Source organism: Nocardioides sp., from assembly GCF_030150155.1.
Taxonomy (GTDB): Bacteria; Actinomycetota; Actinomycetes; order Propionibacteriales; family Nocardioidaceae; genus Nocardioides.
The window spans coordinates 119481-136132 of the sequence record NZ_JASLGR010000031.1 but is presented as its reverse complement, the minus strand read 5'-3'; the positions used below and the strand labels follow the sequence as shown (position 1 = coordinate 136132).

Sequence of the window (16652 nt, the reverse complement as noted above, 5' to 3'; positions counted from 1 at the left end):
ACGCGGGTGTGAGCCGTTTTCTTCAGGCCTGCGGACGCGTGGTGAGCGAGAGCAGGACCTGTTGGGTCGGGGGTGCCGCCATGTCGGCGACGGTCAGCGGGTCGAGCACGGCCAGGAAGGCGGCCTGGGCGCGGGCCAGGGCGCCGCGCAGGCGGCAGGCCTCGCGCAGTGGGCACGGGTTGGCGCCCTCGCACTCGACGACCTCGTCGGGGCCCTCCAGGGCCCTGACCAGGTCACCGACGGAGACGCCTCGTCCGGCCTCGGTGAGCCGGATGCCGCCGCCGCGACCGCGCCTGGTCTCGATCACCTGGAGGTTCTCCAGGGAGGTCACGACCTTGGTGGCGTGGGTGTAGCTGACGTTGAGCTGACGGGCCAGGTCGCGGGTGGTGGCGGTCTCGGCGGCGTCGAGGACCGCCAGTCGCATTACCAGTCGCAGGCCGAGATCGGTGAACCCGTTGAGCTGCATGAGGCGAGCGTAGCCGTAACTCGTATCTGAATTGCGAATTAAAGCGGAGTGACGTGCGACACGTGGAAGGCGTGGGCGTTGGGCCGCGCCGTCGGAGTCGTGACGCCGTCCTGTTGACAGTGCAGGGCCTTGGCACTTCTCGACGCCCGAAAATGTCGGCGGGAGCGTGCATTCTGTACGAGGATGAACGAACCGACGGAAGGAGCTTGTGATGACTGTGGTGCTGGAGCCGACCGTGAGTGCCTTGGAGGCGGAGAGGTCAGCTCTGCTGAAGGCCTCGCCGTTTACCGAAGGCGAGCTTCGCGTGCGTGCCCTGTCCTTCAGCCTGACGCCCGATGAGTCTCGACTCCTTCGGCGCCTGGAAGAGATCGGGTATCTGTTGGGCGAGAACGACTAAGCAGGAGGATGACTAATTCCGCCACGCTCACGGAGTATGCAGAGGCGTTCGCCAGTGAGTTGACGACGACATTCCGGGGTGTGTTCGGGGAGTCGATGCCCGAATTCGTCGCCGAGACGTCTCCACGGAGGAGTGGCGCAACCCAGCGACTGCTGGTGCACCCCGTGGATAGTGTCGACATCTGTTTGCAGATCGCTGGTATGCATGCTCTGACGCTCATTTGTAACTACCACTGTGTATGGGACCACCAGTCCAAGTACCTGAAGGTGGCAAAGGCGGACATTCATGTCCGGCCCGCCGGTGACGCGACGCCGTTGTTCCGTTACGAGTTCGTCGAGGGTATGCAGTCAGCCTTTCCGAGCGCTCATCTGCAGATCCACGCGCATCGTGATGAGTTCTTGTTTGCGATGCTTCGTGCTGACAGGGGGAAGCCCGCCTCCCGGGCCAAGGCGGTCACTGGTGGATCGAAGACCGCACCGCCGCGATTGTCGAACGTGCACTTCCCGGTCGGTGGGCCACGAATGCGGCCCTGCGTGGAGGACATCCTTCAGATGCTCATTAGCGAGTTCGCTGTGGCCACGGCGCCCGATGCGCAGGACGTGCTCGACGCCGGCCGTGCGCGTTGGCGGCGTCACCAAATTGGTGCAGCCGTGCGGGATGCGCCCGCCGAGGCGATGCGAGTGTTGCGGGAGATGGACTACGTCGTCCATGAGCCACCGTCTGGCCCAGTGGCCGAACGGTGGGACCGCCTGACGCGCTTCTAGGAGCGACTTGCGGTGTCTGGACAAGGGTCGGCGGCACCCGGCTCAGGGGAACCGGGTGCCGCCTCCATTCACTCGCCCAAAAGTGACCAAGCGTGCACTTGTCCTATTGCTGCCGGCGGGTTATCTGTCCGCATCGATTCAGCGTCCTCAAAGAAGGAAAGATCACCGCGTGGGTGCCCCGGGCGTGTGGCCTTGTTGTGTTGTGCTTCTGGTCCCTGTCTACGCCTCAAACCAGCCCAGAACAAGGGTTGATCTTCGCCTGTCTCGGGAGGATGGTGGGAGGGTTGAGGTCAGGCGCTACGGCGACGACGGGCGTTGCGCACGTTGGCCCACAGCACCCCGCCAGCGACGACGACGCCACCCACGGCCAGGGCTGCCAGGGTCGGCTTGGCCGGCGGCAGCGAGATCGAGGAACGCAGCGCGATCGGCTTGGTGAAGACCAGGATCGGCCATTCCCGCTCGGTGGCGGTGCGACGCAGCTCCTTGTCGGGGTTCACCACGAACGGGTGTCCGACCGCCTCCAGCATCGGCACGTCCGTGATCGAGTCCGAATAGGCGTACGACGACTCCAGGTCGTAGCCCGCGACCTCGGCCAGCTCGCGGATCGCCGACGCCTTGTTCTCGGCGTACGCGTAGAAGGTGATCTCGCCGGTGTAGCGCCCCTCCTCATCGATCCCCACCTGGGTGGCGATGACGTGGTCGGCGCCGAGCATCGCGCCGATCGGCTCGACCACCTCGGTGCCCGAGGCGCTCACGATGATCACGTCGCGTCCGGCGGCGTGGTGCTCCTCGATCAGGCCGACCGCCTCGTCGTAGACCAGCGGGTCCACGACGTTGTGCAGGGTCTCGGCGACGATCTCCTTGACCGTGGCGACGTCCCAGCCCGCGACCAGCTCGCTCATGAACTGGCGCAGCTCCTCCATCTTGTCGTGGTCGGCACCGCCGAGGACGTACATGAACTGCGTGTAGGCACTGCGCAGCAGCGTCTTGCGGCTCAACAGGCCGCCGGCCTGGAACGGACGCGAGAACGCCAGAGTGCTCGACTTCGCGATGATCGTCTTGTCGAGGTCGAAGAACGCTGCTTCCTTCGGGGTGGTTCCCACATCCTCATCGTACGGGGGTCCGCAGGCCGGTGTGGGGTGGAAGCCCTGATACGTTCCGCCTGCGGATCTGTCGATGCCGCACAACTGAACACATCCCGCCACCGCTCAGGGGAAGCCGGTCGAAGTCCGGCGCTGACGCGCAACCGTAGGTCGAGGTCACTCGACGAGTCGGAATGCCTGACGGTGGCTGACCTCGATCCGCTGTCGCGAGCACAGCCGAGGCCCTCGACGGCCTGGGTGTGGTGCAGCAAGGTCGTCGCCCCGGGGCAGGGGTGCGCCTGGCGTCAGCGGATCTCAACGCGAAGGACGCACCATGAGAAACCGCCCGCTGTACGCCGTCGGCCTGCTCGCCACGACACTCCTTGCCGGCTGCGGCACCGGAGCCCCGAGCTCCGACACCACCACTGCCGCCTCGTCGGGTTACCCCGTGACGGTCACCAGCTGTGGGGTCACCTCCACCATCACGGCCAAGCCCGAGCACGCCGTCACCCTCAACCAGGGTGCGACCGAGGTCGCGCTCGCGCTCGGCGTGCAGGACCAGCTCGCGGGGACGGCGTACCTCGACGACGCCGTGCCGCAGAAGTGGAAGGCCGCCTACGACTCGGTGAAGGTCCTGGCCCAGGAGTACCCCTCGCACGAGGCACTGCTGGCCACCCAGCCCGACTTCGTGTACGCCTCCTACGCCAGCGCCTTCAATGCCAAGGTCGCCGGCACCCAGGCCGAGCTCGCCAGTCAGAAGATCGGCTCCTACCTCTCGCCCTTCGGCTGCGAGAACAAGGCCGAGCGCCCCGCGACGACCTTCGACGCGGTCTGGGACGAGATCGACGCGGTCGCGACCGCGTTCGGCGTACCGCAGCGAGGCCAGGAGCTGCGCACCGAGCAGCAGACCGAGCTCGACACCATCTCGGCCGCCGCGGCCGGCAAGGGGCTGAGCGTGCTCTGGTACGACTCCGGCACCAAGACGCCGTTCGTGGGCGGCAACGCCGGTGGCCCGCAGCTGATCCTCAACGCGGTCGGTGCCACCAACGTCTTCGCCGACCTCGACGGCGCCTGGGGCGACGGCACCTGGGAGAAGGTGATCGCCGCCGACCCCGACGTGATCGTGCTCGCCGACGCGAGCTGGGACTCCGCGGCCGACAAGATCGCCTACCTGGAGAAGGATCCGGCGCTCAAGAAGCTGACTGCGGTCAAGGAGAGGAAGTTCGTCACCCTGCCGTTCTCGGAGTCCACCGCCGGCGTTCGGCTGGTCGACGGGGCCTCCTCGGTGGCCGAGCAGATCGCGAAGCTGCGCTGAGATGACACGACGGTTCACCGTCCCCGTCATCGCGCTCCTCATCCTCGCGGTGGTGGCGGCGGTGGCCGTCGCGGTCGGTGACGTCTCCGTCCCCGTCGACCGGGTGATCGCGGTGGTCGCCCGCCGCCTCGGCCTGGGCGAGCACGGCGTCAGCCTGTTCGAGGACCAGATCGTGTGGCAGCTGCGCCTGCCACGGGTGATCAGTGCCGCCGCCGTGGGCGCCGGCCTGGCGCTGTGCGGTGCCGTCCTGCAGTCCCTGACCCGCAACGACCTGGCCGACCCGTTCCTGCTCGGCGTCTCCAGCGGTGCCGCCGTCGGCGCCGTCACCGTGATCGTGCTCGGGGTCGGCTTCGCCGGCGTGGTCGGCACCGCAGCGGTCGGGGCGGCGGCGTTCCTCGGCGCCCTCGCCGCACTGGCGGTGGTGCTGGTCCTGGCCCGCGGGCGCGGCGGTGTGCTGCCGCCTGCCCGCACGATCCTGGCCGGAGTCGCCGTGGCGCAGGTCTGCACGGCGTACACCTCCTTCATCGTGATCGCGAACTCGGACTCCGACGGCGCGCGGCGGGTGCTGAACTGGACGCTCGGCTCCGTCGCCGGGATGCGGTGGCACTCCACCCTGGTCGTCCTCGCCGTCGTCGTCGCGACCACCGTCGCCGTGCTGCCCCTGGCGCCCCACCTCGACGCGTTCGCGTTCGGTGAGACGTCGGCACGCTCGCTGGGGATCGAGGTCGAGAAGGTGCGCTGGCTGGTGATGGCGGGGACCGCGCTGGTCGCGGCCGTGCTGGTGGCGTACGTCGGCGCGATCGGCTTCGTCGGACTCGTCGTCCCGCACGTCGTGCGCTTCATCACCGGTCCGCGCCACCGGCGGCTGCTGCCGCTGTGCGCGATCGTGGGTGCGATCGTGCTGGTCGTGGCCGACACCGTCGCCCGCTCCGTGATCGACGGACAGGAGATCCCCGTCGGTGTCGTCACCGGGCTGCTGGGCGCTCCGTTCTTCGCCTGGCTGCTGCGACGGGAGGCGGCGCGATGAGCCTGAGGGCGCGCGAGGTCTCCTGGCAGATCGGCGCGGTGCCGGTGCTGTCCGAGGTGGACCTGACGATCACGCCGGGGGTGCTGACCGGGCTGCTCGGGCCGAACGGCTCGGGCAAGTCCTCGCTGCTCCAGGTGCTGGCCGGGCTGCGACGTCCGACCGGCGGCTTGGTCACGCTCGACGGCGTGGAGCTGGGCCGGCTCTCGGCCCGCGAACGGTCCCGCACGATCGCGTTGGTCGAGCAGCAGGCCGCCACCGACCTCGAGCTCACCGCCGCCGACGTGGTGGCGTTGGGCCGGATCCCGCATCGAGGACGCTGGGGCGCGGTGGCCGCCGATCGGCCGGTGATCGAGGCCGCGATGGCGATCTCCGACGTCGGTGACCTGGCCTCACGGCGCTGGCACACGCTCTCCGGCGGGGAGCGCCAGCGGGTCCACCTCGCCCGGGCGCTGGCCCAGGAGCCCGAGGTGCTGCTCCTGGACGAGCCGACCAACCACCTCGACCTGCGGCACCAGCTCGACTTCCTCGACCGTGTCGCCCACCTCCCGATCACCAGCGTCGCCTCGCTGCACGACCTCGACTCGGCCGCGGCGTTCTGCGAGGAGCTCGTCGTGCTGGCCCACGGGCGCGTGGTCGCGCACGGGCCGGTGGCCGACGTCCTCACCCCGGAGCTGGTGCGGGAGGTGTTCGGGGTGGAGGTGAGCATCGAGCCTCATCCGCAGGATGGGCGGCCGCATGTGCGGTGGGAGCGGCGGGTGCGGGATCGGGGCGCTCGGGACTGGGGTGCTCGGGACCGGGGCGCTCGGGAGGCGTGAGTCTGGGGGGAGCGGGTCTCATCCGTCCCATCCGTCGCACGGAGGACCCGGAAGCGTGCACTGACTGACCGGGGGTGAGGCGTCCTCCCCAGCCGCGGGGCAGGCGCCCCCGCAGCGCCCGTGAGCGGGGCAGGGTCGCCCCATGTTCTCCTCCCGGCGCGCCGACCCCACGTCCCTCGACCAGGCCCCGGTGGCCCTGCTGGTCACCGCCGACGACTGGCTCCGTGACGTCGTGGTCCGGCTCGGCGCCGCGGCCGGGGTGGCGGTGGTGGCGGTCGATGAGATCGGGGCCGCCTACCAGGCCTGGGCCGGTGCCGGGGTGGTGCTGATCGGCTGTGACAGAGCCGCGTCGCTGGCGACCCTGGCACCGGAGCGGCGCTCGGGCGTCTGGGTGCTGGCCCCGGCAGGACAGGCCGACAGCGTGCTGCGCTCGGCCCTGCTGCTCGGGGCCGAGCAGGTGGTCGAGCTTCCCGACGCCGAGCCGGCACTGGCCGCCCTGCTCGGCGACCTGGGCGAGGCGGGCGGCCTGCGCGGGCTGGTGATCGGGGTCGTCGGAGGCTCCGGCGGGGTCGGTGCGACGACCTTGGCGTGCGCGCTCGGGCAGGTCGCCGAGGCCCCGGCGGTCGTCGTCGAGCTGGAGGCCCTGGGCCCGGGCGTCGACCGGGTGCTCGGGCTGGAGGAGACCTCTGGAGTCGGCTGGGCCGAGCTCGGCTCCAGCCGTGGTCGGCTCAACGGTCGGTCGCTGCGGGAGGCGCTCCCGGCGGCCGACGGGCTGGCGGTGCTGACCGTCGGCCGTGAGGTCGAGCTGCCCGCGCCGTCGGTGGTGCGCGAGGTGCTGGCGGCGCTTCGGCGGGGTCACGAGTGCGTCGTGCTCGACCTGCCCCGGCCGGGCACGACCCTGTGGGACGAGATCGTGCCGCGCTGCGAGTCGGTCGTGGTGGTCGCCGACGGCTCCGTCACCGGCGTCGCCTCGGCCGGCCGAGTGGTCCGCCTCCTGCCCGACGCCACCCGCGCCTGTGCCGTGCTCCGCGCCGGGCGGAGCGATCCGGTGCTGGTCGAGTCGGCCCTCGGGATCCCGGTGGTCGGGCTGTTGCCGCGCTCGCGGCGGATCTCCGAGTCGATCGACCTCGGGTACGGCCCGGTCCGTTCCGCGCGCGACCCGCTCGCCCGGGTAGCCCGCGCGACCCTGGCGGCGGTGTCCCGATGAGCGCCGAGGCCTTCGACGACCTCGTCGGTCAGGCCCGTGCCTGGCTGGCCACCAGCCCGGGCGACCTCACCCCGCACCGGGTCGCCACAGCGCTCCGCGCGGCGGGTCGGCCGGTCGGCGACGCGTCGGTGCTGGCGGTCTACGAGGAGCTGCGGCGGTCCGTCGTCGGGGCCGGGCCGCTCGAACCGCTGCTGCGCGAGCCGGGCGTCACCGATGTCGTGGTCAACGGCGCGACCCAGGTCTGCGTCGATCGCGGCGCAGGGCTGGAGCCCGCCGGGGTCACCTTCCCCGACGACGGTGCCGTGCGCCGGCTGGCACAGCGTCTGGCCGCGGGAGCGGGGCGCCGCCTCGACGACGCCTCGCCCTACGTCGACGTCCGGTTGGCCGACGGCACCCGGTTCCACGCGGTGCTGGCGCCGGTCGCCCGTCCCGGCACCCTGATCTCGCTCCGGATCCCTGCCGCGCGCACCCTGGACCTGGCCGAGAGTGTGCCGGTGCCTCTGCTGGGGCTGGTGCGTGACGTCGTACGCCGGCGGCTGGCGTTCCTGGTCAGCGGCGGCACCGGGTCGGGCAAGACCACGCTGCTCGCCGGTCTGCTCGGGGAGGTGCCTGCACACGAGCGGATCGTGATCGTCGAGGACGCGCGCGAGCTGGAGCCACGCCATCCCCATGTGGTCGGGCTGGAGGGGCGCCCCGCCAACGTCGAGGGCGTCGGGCTGGTCGCGATGCGGGAGCTGGTCCGCCAGGCGCTGCGGATGCGGCCCGATCGCCTGGTCGTCGGGGAGGTGCGTGGTGCTGAGGTGGTCGAGCTGCTCGCCTCGCTCAACACCGGTCACGAGGGCGGCTGCGGCACGGTGCACGCCAACTCTGCCGGAGACGTCCCTGCCCGGATCGAGGCGCTCGCGCTGGCGGCGGGGCTGGGACGCGCGGCGGTGCACAGCCAGATCGCGGCGGGGCTGGACGTCGTCCTCCATGTGGCCCGCGACAGCCGGACGGTGGTCGAGATCGCCGTACCGCATCGGGGAGCCGACGGTCTGGTGACGATGGCCTCGGCGGTGACCTGGTGCGACGGAGCCGCCGTGCTCGGCCCCGGTGCTCCGACACTGGCCCGGCGACTGGGGCGAGGTGCGTTGTGACGGTGCCTGTGCTGACCGCTGCCGTCGCGTGCGGCGGGGCTGTCGTCCTGATCGTTCCGGGCGGGTTCGCGGTGCCGCAGCCCCGGGGCGGGCTCGGCGCGGTGGGTCTGCTCGGGGTGGCGGTGGCGCTGGCCTGGGCGCAGCCCCATCTGGCGGTGCTGCTGGTCGGACTCGGATGCGGCCTGCCTGCCGTGATCGCGTTGGTGGTGCGTCGACGCCGCGACCGGGCTGCTGCTGCCACCTCGCAGCGTCTGGTCGAGGTCTGCGAGCAGGTCGCCTCCGAGCTGTCGGCCGGGCTGGCGCCCGGTGTCGCGTTGGCGCGCGCAGCCCAGGCCTGGCCGGTGCTCGCCCCGGTCGCCGAGGCCGCGCGGGTCGGCATGGACGTGCCGGAGGTGATGCGGGGCTTGGCCACGACCACGCCGGGTGCCGAGCGGCTGCGGGTGGTCGCGGCGGCCTGGCAGGTCGCCCATGCCAGCGGAGGACCGGTCGCCGCAGCCCTCGACGGGGTAGCCCTCGAGCTTCGTGAGGGGTTCCGGGCCCAGCGCGTCATCGACGGTGAGCTGGCCTCGGCGCGGGCGACCGCGCGGCTGGTGGCGTTCCTGCCTCTGGCCGCGCTGGCGATGGGCTCCGGGGTCGGCGGCGACCCGTGGCGGTTCCTGCTGGAGACCCCGATCGGGCTCGGGTGCGGTGCCGCCGGGGTGCTCCTCGGCCTGGTGGGGGTGTGGTGGATCGACGCGATCGCCCGGGCGGTGAGTCTGCGATGAGTCAGGTGCTGGTGGTCGCCTGCGTCGCCGCTGCCGCCTCCCTCCTGCCGCGGGTCGGTGAGCTGGGGCGGACGGGGGTGGGGCGTGCTGCGGCGGGAGCCGAGGCGGTGTCGGGGCCGCAGGAGTGGTGGCTGCGGCGCTACCGGTGGCTGCTCGCCCCGGCGGTCGGGGCAGGAGCCTGGGTGCTGCTCGGTGGCACGGTGGGGATGGTCGCTGCGGTCGGCTGCACCGCGATCTGCTGGCGGATGATCGGGCGTGCCGAGCCGGAGTCGGCCCGGCGTCGCCGTGAGGCGGTCGGCCGCGATCTCCCGGTCCTGGTGCACCTGGTGGCGATCGGGCTGCGGGCCGGGGTGGACCCGGTGAGCGCCCTGGTCACCGCGACCGCGGCGCTGCCGGGGCCTGCTGCCGAGGAGCTCGGGCGCCTGATCGCACCGCACCGGCTCGGCGTCGATCCCGACCGGTTGTGGGCAGGGGTCGCCGCGGTGCCGGGGCTCGAGCCCCTGGGAAGGACGTTGGCGCGGGCGGGGGAGTCAGGTGCCTCGGTGGTGTCGGTGATCGACCGCCTTGCTGTGGAGGTGGGGCGCGAGCAGCGCGCGGCGGTCGAGGACCGGGCGCGCCAGGTAGGGGTGAAGGCCGCCGTCCCGCTCGGGGTCTGCCTGCTGCCGGCCTTCCTGCTGGTCGGGATCGTGCCGGTCGTCGGTGGCCTGGTGGGGTCGCTCGGCCTATGAGCTTCCGGCGGCATCGGGTCGCCGGGGAAGGAGGAGGACGTGATGGCAACGATGCAGGACGCGACGCCGAGGTGGCATCGAGATTCGCTGCGACGACGGGCGGGCCGGCGTGCGCAGGGACGGGGTCGGGTGGCCAAGCGCGGGCCGGTACGACGGCGTGAGGCCGCGGCCGACGCCGCGACCGAGGGCGATCCGGGATGCGGCCCGGCCGGTCGGGTGGAGTCCGCCGCTGCGTCGGCCTCGGAGGGTGGCCAGCGGGGGATCACGACCGCCGAGTACGCCGTCGGCACCGCCGCCGGAGCCGGGCTCGCCGGGCTGCTGTTCAAGATGCTGACCGGAGGGTTCGGGGACGAGCTGCTGCACAAGCTCTACGCCCACGTGCTCTCGCTGCTGGGGCTGTGAACCGCCGCGTCGTCCGACGCCCGGCGCGGGGAGCGGCGACCGCCGAGCTGGTGGTCGCCCTCCCGGTGCTGGTAGCCGTCACCGTGCTGCTGACCTGGTTCCTCACCCTCGGGATCGCGCAGGTCCGCATCGTCGACGCCGCCCGCGAGTCGGCTCGGGCGCTGGCCCGCGGCGACGACAGCGCCGCCGCGCTGGCGCGGGGCCGCGAGGTCGGCCCCGCGGGCACCCGCCTCCAGGTCCGGTCGGGCTCGACCTCAGGATCGCCTGGGACAGGGATGGTCACGGTCGTCGCCCGGGCCGTCGTGCACGGCCCCGGCGGCCTCTTCCGCCTGCTCCCGGTCACGGTCCGGGCAGAGGCAACGGCAGTACAGGAGACGTCCGATGCCCCCTAGCCGACTTCCGGGTTCGCCACCGCCGAGTTCCGGGTTCACCACGGTCGAGTTCCGGGTTCGCCACGGTCGAGTTCCGGGTTCGCCACGCGCGACTTCCGGGTTCGCCACGCGCGACTTCCGGGTTCGCCACGGTCGAGCTCCGGGTTCACCACGGCCGAGGTCCGGGTTCGCCACGGAGTCGGCGCGGCAGATGCCCGGCCGCATGAGGCTGGGAGGTGATGCGGTGAGGAGTCAGCGTGGGTCGGTGGTCCCGATGGTGGTCGCCTGCGTCGGGGTGTTGGTGCTGGTCGGGATCGGCTGCGCGATGGCCGCCGCGGCAGTCGTGGCCCACCGACGGGCCCAGTCCGCCGCCGACCTCGCGGCGCTGGCCGGTGCCCAGTCCCTGAGCCGAGGCGGCGACGGATGCGCCGCCGCCGGTGATCTCGCGGTGCGCAACCACGCGGACCTCGTGTCGTGTGTGAGTACGCCGACCTCGGTCACGGTCGTGGTCGAGGTGGGCGTTCCTGGACGTTGGGCAGGGCTGGCCGACGTACGGGCGAAGGCGCGCGCCGGGTGGTGAGCCGGTGGTGAACCCGGATCTCGGCTGTGGTGAACCCGGAACTCGACCGTGGTGGACCCGGAAGTCGGCGGTGGTGAACCCGGATCTCGGCGGTGGTGAACCCGGAAGTCGGCGGTGGTGAACCCGGATCTCGGCGGTGGTGAACCCGGAAGTCGGCGGTGGTGAACCCGGATCTCGGTCAGGCTTCGGGGGACTCTCCGTGACCGAACTTCTCCGCCATCTTGGCGTACTCCTTGCGCTCGGCGCGGCGGCGCAGGCCCAGGGACGCGCCCCAGCGGGTGACGTAGAGGCCGAGCACGATCAGGAGGGCCGCGATCATCCCGGTGATGAAGACGGTGGTGGCCCCCATATGGATGCCGAGCAGGCTGGCTGCACCCTGGTCACCGGCGGTGAAGAGACCGATCACCACGAGCAGGGCTCCGAGCAGGATCATGACGAGTCCGAAGGCGAGCATGGTCTGACCCTAAGCCTCGATGCACCGATTCGTCCGCTGCTGCGCAAGGCGGAGGATCGGGGGATCGGGGCTACGCCTGGAGGAGTGCCCGCAGCAGGCGGGCCGCACCGGGTTTGTCCAGCGGGTTGTTGCCGTTGCCGCACTTGGGGGACTGGATGCACGACGGGCAGCCCTCGTCGCACTCGCACGACTCGATCGTCTCCAGGGTCGCGCCGAGCCACTCGCGGGCGGCGCGGTAGCCCCGCTCGGCGAACCCGGCACCGCCCGACTGGCCGTCGTAGACGAAGACCGTGAGCTGGCCGGTGTCGGGGTGCACGGCGGTCGAGACGCCGCCGATGTCCCAGCGGTCGCACGTCGCGAACAGCGGCAGCAGACCGATCGAGCAGTGCTCGGCGGCGTGGGCCGATCCCGGCAGGTCGGCACCGTCCAGACTGGCGGCATCGAGCACACCGGGCGGCACCGTCCACCACACCGCCGACGTCCGCAGCGTGCGCACCGGCAGGTCGAGCAGCTCCTCGGCGATGATCTCGCCGCTGGGCACGCGCCGCTTGTGGAACGAGACCACCTGGTGGGAGACGTCGACGTCACCCCATGAGAGCCGGCAGCCGCCCCAGTCCTGGTGCTCCCGACTGGCGACGATGCTGATCTCGGTGACCTCGCGCGCCATCGTGGAGTACGGCGGCGACGCCCGCTCCATTGTCGCGACCCGGTCCTCCAGGTCGAGGTGGTCAACCAGCCAGGTCTCGCCCATGTGGACGTAGACCGCTCCCGTATGCGCCGTCGAGTGCGCACGCCCGATGTCGACGGTCCCGACCACGCGGCCCGAGGAGCCCTCGATCAGCTGCACGTTGCCACCGTCGGCCCCGCGGATGTCGATCAGGTCCGCGGCGCGGCGGTGGTCGGTCCAGAACCAGCCCCGTGCCCGATGGCGCAGCACCCCGGCCGCGGTGAGCTGGTCGAGCAGGTCGGGGGTGGTGGGCCCGAACAGGTCGGTGTCGGCCGAGGTGACCGGCAGCTCCTGGGCGGCGGCGCACAGGTGCGGGCCCAGCACGTACGGGTTGGACGGGTCGAAGACGGTCGCCTCCACCGGCTGGCCCAGCAGCGCCTCAGGGTGGGTGACGAGGTAGGTGTCGAGCGGGTCGTCGCGGGCGATCAGGATCCCGAGCGCGTCCTGCGCCCCGCGCCCGGCCCTGCCGATCTGCTGCCACAGCGCGGCGCGGGTGCCCGGGTAGCCCGCGATCAGCACGGCATCGAGCCCGGTGACGTCGATCCCGAGCTCGAGTGCGTTGGTGGCGGCGATGCCCCACAGGTCACCGGAGCGGATCGCCTCCTCCAGCGCCCGGCGCTCCTCGGGCAGGTAGCCCCCGCGATAGGCGGCGACCCGGCCCGGCAGCGAGGCGTCGACCTCGGCCAGGTGTTGCTGCGCGGTCAGGGCGACCTGCTCGACCCCGACCCGGGAGCGGACGAACGCCAGGGTGCGCACCCCCGAGACCACCAGGTCGGTCAGCAGGTCGGCTGTCTCGGAGGAGGCGGCACGTCGCAGGGGCGCCCCGTTCTCGCCGGCGTACGCCGTCAACGGAGGCTGCCACAGGCCGAGCGTGACCCGTCCGCGAGGCGATCCGTCCCGGGTCACCGGGACGACCGGCAGCCCGGTCAGCCGCTGCCCCGTCACCTCGGGCTCCGCGACGGTGGCCGAGGCGAGGATGAACGTCGGCGAGGCGCCGTACGACGCCGCGATCCGGCGCAACCGACGCAGCACGTGCGCCACGTGCGCGCCGAAGACCCCGCGGTAGTGGTGGCACTCGTCGACGATCACGTACGACAGTGACTTGAAGAACGACGCCCAGCGGGTGTGCCCGGGCAGCAGGGAGCGGTGCAGCATGTCGGGGTTGGTCAGGACGTACTCGCCGAACGCGCGGGTCCACTCGCGCTGCTCGCGCGGGGCGTCGCCGTCGTGGGTGGAGACCCGGACGTCCAGGTCGAGTGCCTCGACCCGGGCGAGCTGATCCTGGGCCAGAGCCTTGGTCGGCGCGAGGTAGAGCACCGTGGCGCCGCGCTGACCGCGGTCGCTGCGGGCGGTGAGGATCCGGCTGAGCGCGGGCAGCTGGTAGGCCAGCGACTTGCCCGAGGCGGTCCCGGTGGCGAGTGCGACGTGGGCGCCGGAGACGGCGGTGTCGGCGGCGATCACCTGATGACGCCACGGACGCTCGATCCCGCGAGCCTGAAAGGCCTCCACCACGCGCGGCTCCGCCCAGCCGGGCCACGCCACCGTGTCCGCGGTCCGAGGTGGCAGATGCTCCAGGTGGGTCAGGCGTCCCTCTCGTCCCGGTGCACTGGTGAGCCGGTTCACAAGGTCTGCCACCGAACTCACGTCGGCATGGTTACATAGGGGCGTGGATTTCAGCGTTTCGACCTCCGAGCTCTCCGGTGCCACGGTGGTGGCCGTCGGTGGGGAGATCGACGTGTACACAGCGCCCCGCCTGCGGGACAAGCTGACCGAGCTCGTCGACGGCGGCGCCTACCGCCTGATCGTCGACCTGGAGGCCGTGGACTTCCTCGACTCCACCGGTCTGGGTGTGCTGGTCGGTGGCCTGAAGAAGGTCCGGATGCACGACGGCATCCTCACCATCGTGTGCACCAACGAGCGGCTGCTGAAGATCTTCAGGATCACCGGACTCGCCAAGGTGTTCGACATCTACCCGAGCGCCGACGCGGCCGCCGCGGACCTCTGACCCGGCCCGACCCCGCAGGCGCCGCACCCGGCGCCCGATCGGCCCGAGGACGTCGCCGTCGAGGCACGCCTGCGGCACGCCCTAGGCTTGCGCCGTGGCCTCCCAGCAGCTGAACGACCTTCCGCACCGTCTCCGCGACGCCCTGACCGATGCCGGCTTCACCTACGACCAGGTGGCCGAGCAGCTCGGGCCGCTGGCGCACGCCGCGCTGGGGCGCAACGAGACCACGCCCGGTCGGCGTCGTACCGCCGGCGGCTCGCCGCTGGAGACCCTGATCCGGCTGTTCCTGCTCCAGGTGCCGGTCGACCTCGCCGCCGCCGAGGCGGCCCTGCCCGGTCTGGTCGACGAGCTGGCCGTGCACGGTCTGCTGGAGCAGTCGATCGGCGAGGTCGCCGCCCGGATGGACGTGCGGCCCTATTCGGTCGATGCAGCCACCGACGCCCACGATCTCTGGGTGGTCTCCGACCTCACCCCCGGCCTGGACGGCGGCCCGCAGCGGGTCGGCGCCAACTACGTCCTGGGGATCAGCCCGGCCTCGACCTCGCTGGCCCAGCTCACCATCCGCGACGAGGTCGGCACCAGCCTCGACCTCGGCACCGGCTGTGGTGTCCAGGCGCTCCACATGGCCCAGCACGTCGACCGCGTGATCGCGACCGACGTCAACACCCGTGCGCTGTGGATGACCTCCTTCAATGCCGCGCTCAACGACGTCGCCGACAAGGTCGACGTCCGCAACGGCTCGTTCTTCGAGCCGGTCGCCGGTGACCGGTTCGACCTGATCGCCACCAACCCGCCGTTCGTGATCTCCCCGGCGACGGGGGAGCGTCTGGTCTACCGCGACTCGGGCCTGCCCGGCGACCGTGTCGTCGAGGACATCGTCAGGGCGGCGCCGGACCTGCTCAACGCCGGCGGCTGGTGCCAGATCCTGGCCAACTGGGTGATCAGCGCCGACCGACCGTGGGACGAGCGCCTGGCCGGCTGGCTCGGTGAGGAGACCGACTCCCTGATCGTCCAGCGCGAGATCCTCGACCCGGCCGCCTACGTCGAGCTCTGGCTGAAGGACTCGGGCCACTGGGGCGGCGAGGACTACCTGTTCCGCTACGACACCTGGCTCACCTGGATGGAGAACCAGGGCATCGAGGGGATCGGCTTCGGCTGGATCAACCTGCACAAGACCGGCGGCTCCGACGCCCGCCGTGAGCTGGTCGAGTGGCCCTACGACGTCGAGCAGCCGATCGCCCCCGCGATCGCCTCCTGGGGCGAGGCGGTCCGGCTCGAGGTCGAGCTCGACTCGCACCTGGTCGCCCCCAGTGACCTGCAGGAGGAGAGCCTGGGCGCGCCCGGCGCCGAGGACCCGAACGCGATCGTGCTGCGCCAGCAGCGCGGGCTGCGTCGTGCGCACTCCGCCGACACCGTCACCGCCGCATTGGTCGGCGCCTGCGACGGCGACCTCTCACTGGGGCAGATCCTCGACGCGGTCAGCACCCTGCTCGAGCTCGACCCGGCCGAGACCCGCGCCACCTACCTGCCGGTGGCGCGGACCCTCGTCGACCAGGGCTTCCTCACCGTCTCGGAGTCCTGATCACCCGGCCGGGGCGAGCGCTGCCTCGTGCAGCGCCCGCTCCCGGACCTCGATCAGGCGGCACCGCACCCCGGCGACCAGCAGCGCGGGGGAGCCGAGCGGCTCCAGCGGGGCACGGTCGACCGGCCAACGCCAGTCGTCGGCCCGCGGCTCACTCCAGCTGAACAGGCTGCGCACCGCGACCTGGACCTTGCGTCCGGTCGAGGAGCCCGCCTGCCGGCTGTCGAAGCACTCCCGCAGGGTCCGGTCGGTGACGATCCCGCTCGGGTAGAGCAGGCCGTTGGCCCGACCGACCGCCCACGCCACGCCGTGCGCGAGCCCGCCGGGGCGCTGATCCACCGTCAGCCCCGGCCGCTGGGCGAAGACCAGCACCAGGGCGCGCAGGCACGCCAGCGTGAATTCCGGGGTGAAGAGTCGCTCCCCGGCGGTGAGGAGCGCCGCCGCGGTGGCGGCGAACAGCTCCCGCTGCTGGGGCGGCAGTCCTGCCGGGGCGCCGGGAGCCGGCCCGTCCCACGGTCGGTCGTGCAGGGCGAGCACTGCTTCCCGGCCGCCGCACTGGGCGTCGAGCCAGCCCAGCGCTCGCTCCCAGTCCGGGGGCTGTGGGGGCGCCACCTCGGTGACGCGGGGTCCGTCCAGGACCTGCGCCATCAGGTCGCGGCACTGCGGGCAGAAGTGCAGGAAGGGGTCGCGGGTCGTCACTCCGCACAGGGATGAATCGGTGGTGTCGTCGTACATCTGGACCTCCGTGGTGATGTGTGGAAGTCGTCGTCTGTGAGGCCATCAGACCAGCCGCCGCCGACAGTTCTGGACAGGACCGAGTACCTTTCCCC

19 protein-coding genes and 1 riboswitch are annotated in these 16652 nt (G+C 72.0%); of the genes, 14 read left to right on the top strand and 5 right to left on the bottom strand.

What is annotated here, in order from left to right; translation table 11 throughout:
• Positions 1 to 22: 22 nt before the first annotated feature.
• Positions 23 to 466, bottom strand: coding sequence for an Rrf2 family transcriptional regulator (locus tag Q1V88_RS09635; protein WP_300680833.1), 444 nt, complete (start codon positions 464 to 466; stop codon positions 23 to 25).
• A 211-nt stretch (positions 467 to 677) separates the two neighbouring features.
• Here Q1V88_RS09635 and Q1V88_RS09630 point away from each other — a divergent pair, with 211 nt between their 5' ends.
• Positions 678 to 863 (top strand): hypothetical protein, encoded by a 186-nt coding sequence (locus Q1V88_RS09630; protein WP_300680831.1) that lies wholly within the window; start codon positions 678 to 680, stop codon positions 861 to 863.
• Between the two features lie 8 nt (positions 864 to 871).
• Complete coding sequence (locus tag Q1V88_RS09625; RefSeq protein WP_300680829.1) at positions 872 to 1627, top strand: hypothetical protein; 756 nt, start codon at positions 872 to 874, stop codon at positions 1625 to 1627.
• 290 nt (positions 1628 to 1917) lie between these two features.
• Here Q1V88_RS09625 and Q1V88_RS09620 read toward each other — a convergent pair whose 3' ends face one another.
• Positions 1918 to 2730: an HAD family hydrolase gene (locus Q1V88_RS09620; RefSeq protein WP_300680827.1), complete on the bottom strand. Its 813-nt coding sequence runs from the start codon at positions 2728 to 2730 to the stop codon at positions 1918 to 1920.
• A 54-nt stretch (positions 2731 to 2784) separates the two neighbouring features.
• A riboswitch (cobalamin riboswitch) is annotated at positions 2785 to 2930 on the top strand.
• 113 nt (positions 2931 to 3043) lie between these two features.
• Here Q1V88_RS09620 and Q1V88_RS09615 point away from each other — a divergent pair.
• From Q1V88_RS09615 to Q1V88_RS09570, 10 genes are all read left to right on the top strand, one after another.
• Positions 3044 to 4024 carry an ABC transporter substrate-binding protein gene (locus Q1V88_RS09615; RefSeq protein ID WP_300680825.1) on the top strand — a complete coding sequence of 327 codons (981 nt, stop codon included), beginning with the start codon at positions 3044 to 3046 and terminating at the stop codon, positions 4022 to 4024.
• Position 4025: 1 nt separating this feature from the next.
• Entirely contained in the window at positions 4026 to 5051 is a 1026-nt protein-coding gene (locus Q1V88_RS09610; protein ID WP_300680824.1) for an iron chelate uptake ABC transporter family permease subunit, read from the top strand.
• Positions 5048 to 5866 carry an ABC transporter ATP-binding protein gene (locus tag Q1V88_RS09605; RefSeq protein ID WP_300680821.1) on the top strand — a complete coding sequence of 273 codons (819 nt, stop codon included), beginning with the start codon at positions 5048 to 5050 and terminating at the stop codon, positions 5864 to 5866. The genes Q1V88_RS09610 and Q1V88_RS09605 overlap by 4 nt, the downstream gene beginning before the upstream one ends.
• Before the next feature lie 142 nt (positions 5867 to 6008).
• Positions 6009 to 7073, top strand: coding sequence for a septum site-determining protein Ssd (gene ssd / locus Q1V88_RS09600; protein ID WP_300680819.1), 1065 nt, complete (start codon positions 6009 to 6011; stop codon positions 7071 to 7073).
• Positions 7070 to 8209 (top strand): TadA family conjugal transfer-associated ATPase, encoded by a 1140-nt coding sequence (locus tag Q1V88_RS09595; protein WP_300680817.1) that lies wholly within the window; start codon positions 7070 to 7072, stop codon positions 8207 to 8209. Before ssd ends, Q1V88_RS09595 begins: the two co-directional genes overlap by 4 nt.
• Positions 8210 to 8211: 2 nt before the next feature.
• The gene (locus Q1V88_RS09590) at positions 8212 to 8973 is read left to right on the top strand and encodes a type II secretion system F family protein (RefSeq protein WP_300680815.1); all 762 of its coding nucleotides are present in this window, start codon (positions 8212 to 8214) and stop codon (positions 8971 to 8973) included.
• Positions 8970 to 9701: a type II secretion system F family protein gene (locus tag Q1V88_RS09585; RefSeq protein ID WP_300680813.1), complete on the top strand. Its 732-nt coding sequence runs from the start codon at positions 8970 to 8972 to the stop codon at positions 9699 to 9701. The genes Q1V88_RS09590 and Q1V88_RS09585 overlap by 4 nt, the downstream gene beginning before the upstream one ends.
• A 42-nt stretch (positions 9702 to 9743) precedes the next feature.
• The gene (locus Q1V88_RS09580) at positions 9744 to 10103 is read left to right on the top strand and encodes a DUF4244 domain-containing protein (RefSeq protein ID WP_300680811.1); all 360 of its coding nucleotides are present in this window, start codon (positions 9744 to 9746) and stop codon (positions 10101 to 10103) included.
• Positions 10100 to 10495, top strand: a complete 396-nt coding sequence (locus Q1V88_RS09575) for a TadE family type IV pilus minor pilin (protein WP_300680809.1) — start codon at positions 10100 to 10102, stop codon at positions 10493 to 10495. Before Q1V88_RS09580 ends, Q1V88_RS09575 begins: the two co-directional genes overlap by 4 nt.
• 223 nt (positions 10496 to 10718) lie before the next feature.
• Entirely contained in the window at positions 10719 to 11054 is a 336-nt protein-coding gene (locus Q1V88_RS09570) for an Rv3654c family TadE-like protein (RefSeq protein ID WP_300680807.1), read from the top strand.
• A gap of 178 nt (positions 11055 to 11232) precedes the next feature.
• Here the strand turns inward: Q1V88_RS09570 and Q1V88_RS09565 are convergent, their stop codons facing one another.
• The gene (locus tag Q1V88_RS09565) at positions 11233 to 11508 is read right to left on the bottom strand and encodes a hypothetical protein (protein WP_300680805.1); all 276 of its coding nucleotides are present in this window, start codon (positions 11506 to 11508) and stop codon (positions 11233 to 11235) included.
• Between the two features lie 70 nt (positions 11509 to 11578).
• Positions 11579 to 13858, bottom strand: a complete 2280-nt coding sequence (locus Q1V88_RS09560; RefSeq protein ID WP_366914074.1) for a DEAD/DEAH box helicase — start codon at positions 13856 to 13858, stop codon at positions 11579 to 11581.
• A 43-nt stretch (positions 13859 to 13901) separates the two neighbouring features.
• On the opposite strand from Q1V88_RS09560, the gene Q1V88_RS09555 reads away from it, so the two are divergent.
• Together Q1V88_RS09555 and Q1V88_RS09550 are read left to right on the top strand one after the other, a co-directional pair.
• On the top strand, positions 13902 to 14240 hold the full coding sequence (locus tag Q1V88_RS09555; RefSeq protein WP_300680801.1) for an STAS domain-containing protein: 339 nt from the start codon (positions 13902 to 13904) through the stop codon (positions 14238 to 14240).
• A gap of 94 nt (positions 14241 to 14334) precedes the next feature.
• Positions 14335 to 15822, top strand: coding sequence for a methyltransferase (locus Q1V88_RS09550; protein WP_300680799.1), 1488 nt, complete (start codon positions 14335 to 14337; stop codon positions 15820 to 15822).
• Here Q1V88_RS09550 and Q1V88_RS09545 read toward each other — a convergent pair whose 3' ends face one another.
• Positions 15823 to 16557, bottom strand: coding sequence for a hypothetical protein (locus tag Q1V88_RS09545; protein ID WP_300680797.1), 735 nt, complete (start codon positions 16555 to 16557; stop codon positions 15823 to 15825).
• Positions 16558 to 16652 lie beyond the last annotated feature (95 nt).